A 12848-nucleotide genomic window follows, 5' to 3' on the forward strand; every position below is an offset into this window, starting at 1 on the left:
AAATTTTTTAAACAAAATATTAGTTTCCTAAATACACAAATATTATATTACATCATATCATAAAGGCTTTCAATTAAAAATAAATTAAGTATTAAATTTTACTTTTGTAATAAAGTGGATTTTTAGAAATTTATTTGATAAAATTAAAAAGTGTAAACAATTAAATAACAAAATGTAAAGGGGAGAATAGTATGGGTAAGCTTAAGGGGGGAGAAGCTCTAAAGGAGTCCTACAAAAAGTTTGTAAGTAAAAGACCTTTCATTGAAGACGTATTAATTATCGGAGGAACATGTTTATTTGCCTTAGCTGTAAGTATCACAGTTAAAACGCTAGTTAAAAAGCCTGTTGATTTAGATATTAAGCTAAATCCAAACGAATCTGCATATTATAGTGCAAACTATGATTTAGCATTAAAAGAGTATGCTGAAAAAGGGGAAAAGGAAAACTGGCCTATCTGGACTGTAAAAGAAGCAGAAATAGCATCTTTAAAGGGAGAGATGTTAAATTCTAATGTAAAACTTTCTAGCGCATATAGAAAGAGAAATGATGTAATTACAAAGGAAGGTAGGGCAAAATATAAAGAAGAAGATAAGGTTTTAGGAAATTACATTAGCTTCACATATCTTTTAAATGGTGAAGTAGATAAATCCATAGAGTATGGAGAAGATTTTTTAAAGAATGATCCTATAAATGATAGGTTAAGGGAAACTCTTATTGTTTCGTATGTATACAAAAATGATATTACTTCAGCAAAAGAAATATTAAGAGATTATGGAAAAGAAGGTGAAGATTCTTATAAGCTTTCTAAAAAATCAGAGTTATATTTTTTAGTTAAAGACTACGAAAGTGCGCTTGCAGCACTAAATAAAGCTTATGAGTTAGATAATAATAATATAAGGATATTAGATGCTATTGATAATGGAATTAGAATTTCAGGATTAGATTTAGTAAATATCTCAAAAAAGAGAAATGATAAAGTATCAAGCCTTTTAGTAGAGAGATATGAACTTTTAAATAATATAAACTTAAAAAAGAATCTAGATAATTTATCTAAAAGAGAAAACAAAAGTCTTATCGAAGAAAAAATGATTTTAGAAGCTTTAGATTACTATAAAGAGGATGAAACTGTTGATAAAATTATTACAGATGTTTTAAACGATCACGGAGATAATTATGGTGGATGTTATGTTTTAAGTGAATATTATTTAAAAGCTAAAAATTTAAAGAAATCTTTAGAATACGGAAAAAAAGCATTAGAACTTAATGAAGAGTATGGAAATATTTATGCAAATCTTTTCCCTAAAATAATTACTTTTAAAGATACTAAAAATTATAAATTATTAGCACCGTATTTTAGGCGCGGACTTTATTATGAACCTTTTAACTGTATATTAATAGAAAATACAGCAAACTACTATATAAATGAAATGCAAGAAAGTGAAGTTTCTTATAAATATTTCGATTTATTAAGTAAAATTGCAAGTAAAGATAGTAAAACGTTTTATAATTTAGCAATTTTAAATGAAAAGCGTGAGGAAAAGGATTTAGCAATTGAAAATATGGAAAAAGCAATAGAACTTGATAAAGGTAATACTGACTATTTAAATGCTTTAGGATGTATATATTTTACTTTTGAAAAAGGTGATAAAGGTATAGAATATATAAGAAAAGCTTATGCTTTTGATAATAATAATATAACTACTTTAAATAATGCAGCTTATTATTATGGGAAATATGAAAAAAATATAACTAGAGCTATGGAAAACATTAAAAAAGCATACGAGCTATCAAAGGATTCTAACGATTTAATTTTAAAAGCTATAGTAGATAGTAATTATAGCGAAATTAAAAGTGAATATGATTTATATAATGATGAGAATCCTGATTTGATAGAGATAACTAATTTAAAATTAATAAGATAAAGAATTGACTAGAAAAGGAGATTTTAAGATGTATCCAATTAAATTTGAAAATTTATACTACGAGAGAATATGGGGAGGAAGAGGCCTAGAAAAATTTAGAGACAACATGCCAAGCGGAGTTATTGGTGAATCTTGGGATATTGCTTGTCATAGAAATGGTACAGGTATAATAGAAAACGGTGAATTAAAAGGAATGAGCTTTAGTGAGCTTATAAAAAAATATGGTAATGAAGTTGTTGGGGATAAGATGAATGAAGAAACATTCCCACTTTTAATAAAACTTATAACAGCAGATGATAAATTATCAGTACAAGTTCATCCGGATGATGATTATGCAAGAAGAGTAGAAAATGACTTAGGAAAAACAGAAGCCTGGTATGTAGTTGACGCAGAACCTAACGCTTCATTAATCGTTGGAACTAAAAACTGCGATAAAGAAACATTTAAAAAAGCAATAGAACTTTCAGATTTAGATCCATATTTAAATAAGATACCTGTAAAAAAAGGTGATATGTTCTACGTTAAAAGTGGATTAGTTCATGCAATTTGTGAAGGAGTTACTATAGCAGAAATTCAACAAAGTAGTGATACTACTTATAGAGTTTATGATTATAATAGAGGAAGAGAAATACATGTAGATAAAGCTTTAGATGTAATTGATTTTTCTTTAAAGGGAGAAAACATAAAGGGGGTAACTATACACGAAGAAGGTTTTGATAAAACTATTCTTTGCTTAAGTGAATTTTTCACAATCCAAAAATACGAAGTAAGAAACTCTGTAACTGAATGTAGTGATAAAGACAGATTTTATCTTTTCACTTGCGTAGATGGAGAAGGGAAAATAGAAGCTAACGGAACTACTTTAGATATTAAATTTGGAGATAGCATATTAATACCAGCATACCTTGGAGAATATACTTTAAAGGGTGAATTTACTTTATTAAAAAGTTACGTGCCAGACCTTTTAAAAGAAAAAGAAGAAATAGTAAGTCCAATATTATTTTAATTATAAATAAACTTAAATAAAAAGCTAAATAGGTTAAATCTATTTAGCTTTCTTAATATTTTGCGATAATTAAATATATAAAATTAGAAATTGAGGTAATAGTATGAAGGGGATATTTAAAAAAGTAATACTGCTTTTAATTATAATTGGACTTGTTTTGTTTTATTTTTTAAGCTATGGAAAAGATAGAGGACTTAGAATTGTAAAATGGAATAACTTTTATGAAGGAAAAAGTATAGAGTTATTTTATGAACCACTTAGAAAATCATTAAGTTTAAATGAAAAACTACAAAGGCTTGGAAATCTTTATAAAGTATCTGAGATAGCTAGTAAAGAAGATAGTGAAATAAATAAGGTTTTAAAAACAACGGAAATATTAAAAACTATTATTTCACCTGATGACGTAGTAAATACTAAATATGTAAATGGTTATGATATTTTAAGGTCAAAAGGAGAATCAAAAAAAGTATCAAAAAGGGATAGTGCAATAATTTTAAGAGATTTAATCTTAAATTTAGGATATGAGAGTAGAATTGGGGTATTTAGAAAAGAAAATCCGCAATTTGAAACTAGTTCTGAATATTATGTAGTTGAATACTGGAGTCCAGAGTTTAATAAATGGGTTATGGTAGACTATATGAGCGGGACGATTCCATTTAACGATAAAGAGCCTCAAGGCGCAACTGATTTACTTTCGTCTAAGGGTTTAAGTAAAGTCGATTTTATTGATATTAAAGGTGAAGAGGGAGATATGAAAATTAGAACCTTTAAAAAATATCTTTCATCTTATAGTATACCTATTGATAATACTTTAAATAGAAAATACAGTAACAGTTATATCTCTTATGTAACGTCAGATAAAGATGTAGATTTTATAGCTAGCGGTTCGTATATTCCGCCAACTGTATTTACAAAAAATAAAGAGCTATTAGATAAATCGCCTTTTGGTGAAAAGGAAAAAGATGATTCTAAAGCTTATTTAATCTTTATGAAAAAATCTTTTGAAAACAAACAAGAAGAAAAGAAATCAGAAGATGAAAAAAATAAAGAAAAGTATGAGTTTATAATAGATGCCTTTAAAAATGGAAGCGTAATTAAAGATTATTATCTAAATATAAATGGAAAAGGCTTTGAAAAGATAGAAGATTATAAAACATATACATTTTTAGAGGGAGTAAATACTATAGAACTTTCTTTAAATGGAAAAGATGTAGAAAGTTCAGTAGAGATTATTCGTGATAAACAGTAAAGATTATGTGTAGTTATTATAGTAGACAAGTCTTTATTGTACATTTATAATTAAATAGTTAGAAAAAAATTGAAAGTGAGTGAGAATATTTTGGGAATAGACTTAATTTTAATACTTAAAGCTATTATTATAGCTATAGTAGAAGGTCTTACAGAGTTCGTACCAGTTTCTTCTACAGGTCATATGATCTTAGTTGGAAGTCTAATTGATTTTACTGGTGAATTTGCGGATATGTTTACTGTAGTAATTCAATTAGGAGCTATACTTGCAGTAGTAGTTCTTTATTGGAAAAAAATCAGTACAAGCGTAGTAGAATTTTTTAAATACATCTTTACTTGGGGTAAAGAAGGTAAAACAGGTTTTAGATTTGGGATTAATGTAATTATAGGTTCAATACCAGCATTAATATGTGGATTAACGTTTTATTCTAGCATAAAAAAATTATTTACACCTGTTGCTGTTATATATGGATTTATAGTAGGTGGTATTTTACTTGTAGTTATTGAAAATATTTTTAGAAAAAGAAGACCAAAAGCTACAAATGTTGACCAAATTACTTATAAGGAATCATTAATAATAGGTATTGCACAATGTTTTTCTATGTGGCCTGGAATGTCAAGAAGTGCTTCAACTATAATGGGTGGTTGGATTTCAGGACTTTCAACATCAGCTGCAGCTGAATTTTCATTTTTCTTAGCGATACCAGCTATGGTAGGTTCAACTGGAATGGACTTATTAAATTTTGATTTTTCAATTATGAATACATCAAGATGGATAGCATTAATCGTAGGATTTATAGTTGCATTTATAGTTTCATTAATAGTAATGGAAAAATTCGTAGCTTTCTTAAAGAAGAGACCTATGAGAGTATTTGCAGTTTACAGAATTATAATGGGTATACTTTTGGCAATCTTAGTATTTGCAGGAATTATACATTTACCAGCAATAGTTTAAAATTTAGGAATTTAAAGCTCAGCTTAGTTAATAGCTGAGCTTTTTTTATATAAAAAATCACAAATATTAAATAATAATTCTATAATGTAGGGTTATGTAAATATAATAAATAAAAGGAAAAATAAATTAAGAAAAATATTCCAAAATTTACTTTAATATGATAAACTTAAATTAATTTAAACGTTTTGTGAAGAAATGGTGTTAGAATTTAAAAAAAGCCTTAAAATACTACAGAAAATTTGATTGTTAATTATTAAAAGAAGTTTTAATTAGAAAGTTCAAAGATCAGTAGAGGGGGATTTTAAGATGACAAAAAAAATAAAAAAGATTGCATTACTTACAGGTGGTGGGGATTGCCCTGGCCTTAATGCAGTAATAAGAGCAGTGACTAGAACTGCAATATTAAATTATGGATATGAAGTTATTGGATATAAATTTGGATATCGCGGGCTATACAATAACGATTTTGTCCCTTTAACACTTGAAACAGTTTCAGGAATTCTTCACAGAGGAGGAACTATTCTTTATAGTTCAAATAAAGATAATCTTTTTGATTATACAGTTGAAGAGGACGGTAAGTTTATTAAAAAAGATGTTTCAGACGTTGCTGTTGAAAACTTAAAAAAAGAAGGCGTTGATGTTTTAGTTGTAATTGGAGGAGATGGAACTCTTACATCAGCTAGAGACTTTACAAGAAAGGGAGTAAATGTTATCGGAGTTCCAAAAACAATAGATAACGATTTAGCTTCAACTGATGTAACATTTGGATTTAATACAGCTATTGGAGTAGCAACAGAAGCTTTAGATAGACTTCATACTACTGCTGAATCACACCATAGAATAATGGTTTGTGAAGTTATGGGAAGAGGTGCAGGTTGGATAGCTTTAGAGTCTGGAATTGCAGGGTCAGCAGATGTTATATTACTTCCTGAAATTCCATATAACATAGAAAGTATAGTAGATAAAGTGGAAGAGAGAAAAGCGGAAGGTAAATTATTTACAATAATAGTTGTTGCAGAAGGTGCAAAAGAAAAAGACGGAGAAGTTGTGGTTTCTAAAATAGTTCATGACAGTCCAGACCCTATAAGGCTAGGTGGAATCGGAAATAAATTAGCTGATGATTTAGAAAGAAGAATAAAGAATCATGAAGTTAGGTGCACAGTTTTAGGACATATTCAAAGAGGTGGGATTACTTCAACTTTTGATAGGATACTTTCTACAAGATACGGAGTTGCAGCAGTAGACCTTATTGAAGCAAAAGCCTTTGGGAATATGGTTTGTTTAAAAGGAGATACTATTTCTTTTGATAGTTTAGAGAACGTTATAGGTCAAAAAACTAAGAATGTTGACCCGAATTGTGAGCTTGTAAAGGTAGCAAAAAGTATAGGAATTTCATTCGGAGATTAATATAAAGCTATAAAGGGCTCAAAGCCTTTTATAGCTTTTTGTATATATAAATCCTAAATATCATATAATAAGTAAAAATGGCAAAGTAAAGTTGTCAGACACTTCTAAATATTCTCAAAATATGGTATAATTTTCTTACGGTAAAGTTTAATTTGAAAGCTGGAGGGGTATTATGAAAGAGATTAAAAAATACTTAGAATCAAGGATTGGGACTTACGGATTCTTTTTTGAAGATTTATCAAGCGGTTTCGTGTATGGGTACAATGAAAACGTTGAAATGGTAGCAGCTGGTTGTATGAAATTACCGATAGCTATATCAATTATAAAAGAAGTCGAAGAAGGTAAGGTTTCTTTCATTGATAAAATAAAAATAGATGCAAATGATAAGGTTTATGGAACTGGAATTATTCACGAATTTAACGAAAGAGAATACACGATATTTGAACTTTTAGTTGCAATGCTTATTCAAAGTGATAATACAGCAGCAAATAAAATAATAGATATAGTTGGAAAAGATAGAGTTAATGAAGTTATAAAAGAAATGGGACTTAAAAACACAGTCTTAAATAGAAAAACTACAGATGAGAGAAATGGGAAAATAGATGTTGAAAACATAACATCAGCTAGGGATTTATCTAGAATATGGAATCATCTTTATAATGCTACATATCTTAGTGCTAAAAACAGCACTATGCTTGTAGACATCTTAAGAAGGCAACAGATTAAAAATAAATTAGCACTTTATATTCCAGATGATTTAAAATACGAAATTTCAAGTAAAACTGGAGACAAAACTGGAGTGGAAAACGACACAGAGTTAATACAACTTTCAAAAGGAAATTTTGTTTTTACAGTTTTATCTATGTCTATTCCAAACAGTGTTTATGGTACTGTAACTCTGGCTAAATGCGGCAAAATGATGTGGGATAATGTAATGAATAACTGGCATTAGCCTTTATAAGCCTTGATATATCAAGGGTTTAAGAATTTAAAAATAGAAATATATGCGCTTTTTCAAAAATTCGTCAAAAATAAATGAAATCAAGCTACCTTATTTATAGAGCTTAGTTTAAATTATCTAAGAACTATAAAGGGTAGCTTTTTAATATTATGAATTACTATTTATTAAATAAAAAATATATATTTAGATAGGAAAGTAGTATTATCTAAATTAGCCAGTATTTACACGTGTATTATGCATAAATGTGGTTAAGATATTATTGTTCGAACAAATAAATAATTAACCTTTAGGAGGAATTTGAAATGAATCAAGAAAAAAGCAATTCAAACAGAAGCAACAAAGCATTAGTACCAGAAGCAAAAGCAGGGTTAAACCAATTCAGAAACGAAGTAGCATCTGAAATGGGATTACAAGATTACGAACACTTAAACAAAGGTGATTTAAGTTCAAAACAAAACGGTAGCGTTGGTGGAGAAATGGTTAAAAGAATGGTTGAAAATTACGAAAATAGTATGAAATAAAAAATATATTTACTTCATTCTTTTAAAGTGATTTAAAAGAAAATTAATAGAAGGTAGAGAATAATTGGATTATTTTCTACCTTCTATTAATTTTAATACAATTTGTCAAAATATTATTTTAAATACTTGAAGTAGCAAACATTAACATGAGTATATATTTTAAAAAAGGAAAAGCTATTAATGTTCGAACAAAATAAGTTATTTAAGGAGGATACAAATATGACTACAAGCAATAAACCAGTTGTACCAGAAGCAAAATCAGGGTTAAATAACCTTAAAAATGAAGTAGCAAATGAGATGGGAATGCCAAATTATGAAAAAGAATATAAAGGTGATTTAAGTTCTAAACAAAACGGTAGCGTTGGTGGAGAAATGGTCAAAAGAATGGTTGAAAGCTACGAACAAGATCTTAAGTAATAACCATATTTATATATTTAAAAGACGCCTTAAAATAAGGCGTCTTTTACTAATTTTAGGTGAAGAAATAGATAATGATAAAGCAAAAGAAGAATTAGAGAAAATAATTTCAAAACTAAAGAGCCTTAATAAAAATTAAGTTAGACTATGATAATAAAAATAAGTTATTTATTAAGTAAATAAATGAAGATGCAATATATTTAAGTTTAAACCTTTTTTTATCTATACTAATTTTAAAAATCATAATAGATATCATAAAAAATAACCTTTTAGCATACATTTACAAAATATTAAATTGTAGTTTTGAAATAAGACTTAAAGAAATGGTATATTTTGAATGTTAGAAGGTAGGTGATTAGATGAAGAGCTTTAAAAGTGAAATAAATATCTACAGATTGATTTGGATATTTATGATAGGTTCAGTTGGAGGCTATTGCGTAGAAATGCTTTGGTGCTATATAAAAAATGGATTTTTTGAGAGTAGACAAGGTGTTTTATATGGTCCTATAAGTCCAGTTTACGGAGTAGGATGTGTAGTTTTAACATTACTTTTATATAAAGTAATGCACAAAGACGGATTTATTATTTTCTTATTAAGTGCTGTTATTGGCGGCGTTTTTGAGTGGAGTTGCTCTTGGTTTCAGCAATTAACTACAGGTACTGTATCTTGGGTTTATAGCAGTAAAAGCATAAGTATAGGAGGAGGAAGGACAAGTATTGAGTATTGTTTTTTCTGGGGAATTCTTGGGCTATTTTTTGTAAAAGAAATTTTCCCACTATTTCAAAAAATTATAAACCACTTTAAAGAAAGAACTGTAAAGGTCTGGGCTGTAATATTTGTGGTTTTTATGATACCAAATGTAACATTATCAATGCTTGCAATTAGAAGAGAAGTAGAGAGAATAGATGGAGTAAAGGCAACTACTTCTATAGATAGATTTTTAGATAAACATTATCCAAACTCCTATATGGAAAAAGTTTATCCAAATATGATTTTCTTAAATAAAGATAAGAGTTCAGATCAAACTAAAAATCAAAATGATAATTAATTTAAATAATCCTAATCTTTTTATTATCTAAAAAGATTAGGATTATTTTTTTATAAGAAGAATAGAATTTAAGTTTTAAATAAGAAAAAATAAATTTGGATTAATTGTTTAATTGCATAAAATATGTATAAAAGAGCCTCTTTTTGTAAATAATTCAGAAGTTAATAAATTATTATAATAAAATTTACAAAATAAATCTTTTTAATATATAAATTGTCAGAAAATTGTTGACATTATAAAAGTGAACGTTTACAATATTGATACTATAAAGAAATATTATTTTAAAAAGGTCTGCTTGTTTACATTTAATTTATACAATGTTTTTAAGCATGTTTTGTTTGGGAGGTTACAAAAATGAAAATACTTATAATTAATTGTGGAAGTTCATCATTAAAATATAGATTAATGAATATAGAAACAGAAGAAGCTATAGCTGATGGATTAGTAGAAAGAATAGGGCTTGATGAATCTAGACTAGTTCAAAAAGTTAACGGAGAAAAATATATTGTAGAAGCAGAAATAAAAGACCATAATGATGCAATAAATGAAGTTATTAAAGCACTTACAGAAAAGACTCACGGAGTTATAAAAGATATGACTGAAATTACAGCTGTAGGTCATAGGGTAGTACACGGAGGAGAAAAGTATAATGAGTCTGTTTTAATTGACGAAAGTGTAATAGATTACTTAACTGAAATTAGTAATTTAGCACCACTTCATAACCCTGCTAACATAATAGGAATCAAATCTTGTCAAAAACATATGCCGAATGTTCCAATGGTTGCAGTATTTGATACAGCATTTCATCAAACTTTAAAACCAGAAAGTTTTATTTATGCAATAGACTATAATTTATATAAAAATAATAAAATAAGAAAATATGGTTTCCATGGAACATCTCATAAATATGTTTCAAACAAATTAGCTGAAGTTTTAGGTAAAAATTTAAAAGATCTAAAAATTGTTAGTTGTCATCTAGGAAACGGTGCAAGCCTTGCAGCTATAAAAGATGGAAAGAGTATGGATACTACTATGGGATTTACTCCTTTAGCTGGAGTCCCTATGGGAACTAGATGTGGAAATATCGACCCATCGATCATTCCATTTTTAATAACTGATTGTGGTTATAAAATGGAAGAAGTTAGTGATATATTAAATAAAAAGTCAGGAGTATTAGGAATCTCTGGAGTAAGTTCTGATTTTAGAGATATAGAAGCGGCTGCTGAAAATGGAAATGAAAGAGCAAAGCTTGCTTTAGATATCTTCCATTATAGAATAAGAGCAGAGATAGGCGCACTTATAGCTAATATGGGTGGAGTTGATGCAATTATATTTACAGCAGGAGTTGGAGAAAACTCACCAGAAACTAGAGAAGAGTGTTTAAAAGGTTTTGAATTCTTAGGTTTAGAATTAGATAAAGAAAAAAATAAAGTTAGGGGAAAAATTGCTGAAATAACTACAGAGGAATCTAAAGTTAAAGCATTTGTAATTCCAACTAACGAAGAACTTATGATTGCAAAAGATACTAAAAAATTAATCTAATTTAAAAATAAAGGCATAGGGAGTTTTATTTTTTCCTATGTCTTTTTTTTTATGAAAAGCTTTATTTTAATTAAGTGTCAATTAGTGATTCATCTGCAAAGGAAGGGAAAGAGGAATTATTATCTATAATTTTAAAAGAGGAGTAAGTTATGAACGAGAAATACTTAGATGTTGACCTATATTTAAGTCAACTGATAGACGAACCAAAAGAATGGACTAAGATTTTTGTTGACTACATGCGTGAGAATTATAATGAATTAGAAGAAGTTATATCTTTTAAAATGCCTACTTACAAAATTGGAAGTGGTAAAGAAAGAAATTATATAGCATTTGGATATGGTAAAGCACATTTTTCATTACATTCAATGGATTTTGAATATATAGCGGAAATGAAAAAAAGGTTATCAAAGCCTGGAAAAGGTAAGGGATGTGTGAATGTTCCTTTTGATAAACCAGAAGAAAGAATTATTTTATTTGAAGCAATTAATTCTATTGTAGAGAGGAAAATAAATAAAATATATGGTAAGTAAATTAAGATTTTCTTTACTACTTTCTTCTTATATGACTATTTTGGATCTTGGTTTAAAACAAAGAGTATTTAAATAAAAGGCTAAATTTAAAATTATATTAACCCTTATGAATAAAAAGAAATGTTAGAGAAAAAATAATTTTGAGGTGATTTGATGTTTATACCAAATAGAATTATTTTTAATAAGGGTGCACTAGATTATGATATAGGAAAAGCGGTTTTTGAAAAATTCAAAGAAAATAAAAATATTGAAATAATAAATTCTAGCAATAATCGTATAAAAGAATATATCAAAGGAGAAAACACAAAAGAATATTTTTTCAATGGAAAAAAGACATTGGTTTTAGGAGTTAAAGGCAAAGGAAAGTTTCAAAGTTGCAAGCCATCAGCTAACTATCAGTTGCCTCTTTTAAGTGGATGTATGGGTGAGTGTGAGTATTGTTATTTAAATACTAATTTAAGTGATAAACCTTATATTAAAGTTAATGTTAATATTTCAGAGATTTTAGATAAGGCTAAAGAATATATAAACGAGAGAAAGCCTGAGATTACGATTTTCGAAGGGGCTGCAACTTCTGACCCTCTTCCAGTAGAACCCTATACAAAAATTTTATCTAAAACTATAGAGTTTTTTTCTAAGGAGGAGTTTGGTAGATTTAGATTTGTAACTAAATATAATTTTGTGGATTCTTTATTATCTTTAAATCATAATGGACACACAGAAATAAGGTTTACTTTAAATACTGAAAAAATAATAGGGCAGTATGAAAATAAGACTGCTAGTTTAGAAAAGCGAATAAAAGCTAGCAAAAAGGTATTAGATGCAGGGTATAAGGTTGGCTACGTTATAGCCCCAGTATTTATTTATGAAAACTTTAAAGAGGATTATAAAAATCTTTTACTTAAAATAAAAGAAGAAATTAAAGATTACGATGGTAAAATAACCTTTGAAGTAATTTCTCATAGGTATACTCTTCGTGCAAAAGAAATAATAAACGAAGTATACGAAAACAATACCCTTCCTATGGAGGAAGAATCAAGAAGTTTTAAATTTGGTCAATTTGGCTATGGAAAATATTTATACAAAAAAGAAGATTTAAAAGAAATAAAAGAATTTTTTAATGAGGAGATATCAAAAATATTTAATAACTACGAAATTCTTTATATTATTTAAATATAATAGGAGTCTTTTTCTAGGCTTCTATTATTTTTGCAAAAATATATGGATATAAATACAAAAAAAGTAAAAAACAATATGCTAAAATATTATTTGCTAAAAATTACAAACAAC

Annotated in this window: 12 protein-coding genes; all 12 read left to right on the top strand. The window is 27.6% G+C overall.

Annotated elements, in window-relative coordinates:
* The first annotated feature begins 191 nt into the window (after window positions 1-191).
* The 12 genes from INR60_RS02980 (at window position 192) to splB (ending at window position 12731) form a co-directional block, all read left to right on the top strand.
* Entirely contained in the window at window positions 192-1922 is a 1731-nt protein-coding gene (locus INR60_RS02980) for a tetratricopeptide repeat protein (RefSeq protein WP_194189985.1), read from the top strand.
* 28 nt (window positions 1923-1950) lie between these two features.
* Complete coding sequence (locus INR60_RS02985; RefSeq protein WP_194189986.1) at window positions 1951-2928, top strand: type I phosphomannose isomerase catalytic subunit; 978 nt, start codon at window positions 1951-1953, stop codon at window positions 2926-2928.
* Between the two features lie 103 nt (window positions 2929-3031).
* Window positions 3032-4177: a hypothetical protein gene (locus INR60_RS02990; RefSeq protein WP_194189987.1), complete on the top strand. Its 1146-nt coding sequence runs from the start codon at window positions 3032-3034 to the stop codon at window positions 4175-4177.
* Between the two features lie 90 nt (window positions 4178-4267).
* The gene (locus INR60_RS02995) at window positions 4268-5131 is read left to right on the top strand and encodes an undecaprenyl-diphosphate phosphatase (protein ID WP_194189988.1); all 864 of its coding nucleotides are present in this window, start codon (window positions 4268-4270) and stop codon (window positions 5129-5131) included.
* A gap of 306 nt (window positions 5132-5437) precedes the next feature.
* Window positions 5438-6538 carry a 6-phosphofructokinase gene (locus INR60_RS03000; protein WP_194189989.1) on the top strand — a complete coding sequence of 367 codons (1101 nt, stop codon included), beginning with the start codon at window positions 5438-5440 and terminating at the stop codon, window positions 6536-6538.
* A gap of 172 nt (window positions 6539-6710) precedes the next feature.
* Complete coding sequence (locus INR60_RS03005) at window positions 6711-7490, top strand: serine hydrolase (protein ID WP_194189990.1); 780 nt, start codon at window positions 6711-6713, stop codon at window positions 7488-7490.
* Between the two features lie 311 nt (window positions 7491-7801).
* The gene (locus INR60_RS03010; protein WP_194189991.1) at window positions 7802-8020 is read left to right on the top strand and encodes an alpha/beta-type small acid-soluble spore protein; all 219 of its coding nucleotides are present in this window, start codon (window positions 7802-7804) and stop codon (window positions 8018-8020) included.
* A gap of 219 nt (window positions 8021-8239) precedes the next feature.
* A complete protein-coding gene (locus INR60_RS03015; RefSeq protein WP_194189992.1) occupies window positions 8240-8437 on the top strand; it encodes an alpha/beta-type small acid-soluble spore protein in 198 nt (65 codons plus the stop codon).
* Window positions 8438-8796: 359 nt separating this feature from the next.
* Window positions 8797-9486: a putative ABC transporter permease gene (locus tag INR60_RS03020; protein WP_194189993.1), complete on the top strand. Its 690-nt coding sequence runs from the start codon at window positions 8797-8799 to the stop codon at window positions 9484-9486.
* A 354-nt stretch (window positions 9487-9840) separates the two neighbouring features.
* Window positions 9841-11028, top strand: coding sequence for an acetate/propionate family kinase (locus INR60_RS03025; RefSeq protein WP_194189994.1), 1188 nt, complete (start codon window positions 9841-9843; stop codon window positions 11026-11028).
* Window positions 11029-11177: 149 nt separating this feature from the next.
* Window positions 11178-11558: a DUF1801 domain-containing protein gene (locus tag INR60_RS03030; RefSeq protein WP_194189995.1), complete on the top strand. Its 381-nt coding sequence runs from the start codon at window positions 11178-11180 to the stop codon at window positions 11556-11558.
* A gap of 153 nt (window positions 11559-11711) precedes the next feature.
* On the top strand, window positions 11712-12731 hold the full coding sequence (gene splB, locus INR60_RS03035) for a spore photoproduct lyase (protein ID WP_194189996.1): 1020 nt from the start codon (window positions 11712-11714) through the stop codon (window positions 12729-12731).
* Window positions 12732-12848: the final 117 nt, after the last annotated feature.

This window comes from Clostridium chrysemydis, assembly GCF_015234215.1.
GTDB lineage: Bacteria > Bacillota > Clostridia > Clostridiales > Clostridiaceae > Clostridium > Clostridium chrysemydis.

Excerpts from the sequence above, each read along its gene's own strand:
- INR60_RS03020 (WP_194189993.1), top strand. The coding sequence starts at position 8,797 with ATGAAGAGCTTTAAAAGTGAAATAAATATCTACAGATTGATTTGGATA.
- INR60_RS03000 (WP_194189989.1), top strand. The coding sequence starts at position 5,438 with ATGACAAAAAAAATAAAAAAGATTGCATTACTTACAGGTGGTGGGGAT.
- INR60_RS02990 (WP_194189987.1), top strand. The coding sequence starts at position 3,032 with ATGAAGGGGATATTTAAAAAAGTAATACTGCTTTTAATTATAATTGGA.
- INR60_RS02980 (WP_194189985.1), top strand. The coding sequence starts at position 192 with ATGGGTAAGCTTAAGGGGGGAGAAGCTCTAAAGGAGTCCTACAAAAAG.
- INR60_RS03025 (WP_194189994.1), top strand. The coding sequence starts at position 9,841 with ATGAAAATACTTATAATTAATTGTGGAAGTTCATCATTAAAATATAGA.
- INR60_RS03010 (WP_194189991.1), top strand. The coding sequence starts at position 7,802 with ATGAATCAAGAAAAAAGCAATTCAAACAGAAGCAACAAAGCATTAGTA.
- splB (WP_194189996.1), top strand. The coding sequence starts at position 11,712 with ATGTTTATACCAAATAGAATTATTTTTAATAAGGGTGCACTAGATTAT.
- INR60_RS03015 (WP_194189992.1), top strand. The coding sequence starts at position 8,240 with ATGACTACAAGCAATAAACCAGTTGTACCAGAAGCAAAATCAGGGTTA.
- INR60_RS03030 (WP_194189995.1), top strand. The coding sequence starts at position 11,178 with ATGAACGAGAAATACTTAGATGTTGACCTATATTTAAGTCAACTGATA.
- INR60_RS02985 (WP_194189986.1), top strand. The coding sequence starts at position 1,951 with ATGTATCCAATTAAATTTGAAAATTTATACTACGAGAGAATATGGGGA.
- INR60_RS03005 (WP_194189990.1), top strand. The coding sequence starts at position 6,711 with ATGAAAGAGATTAAAAAATACTTAGAATCAAGGATTGGGACTTACGGA.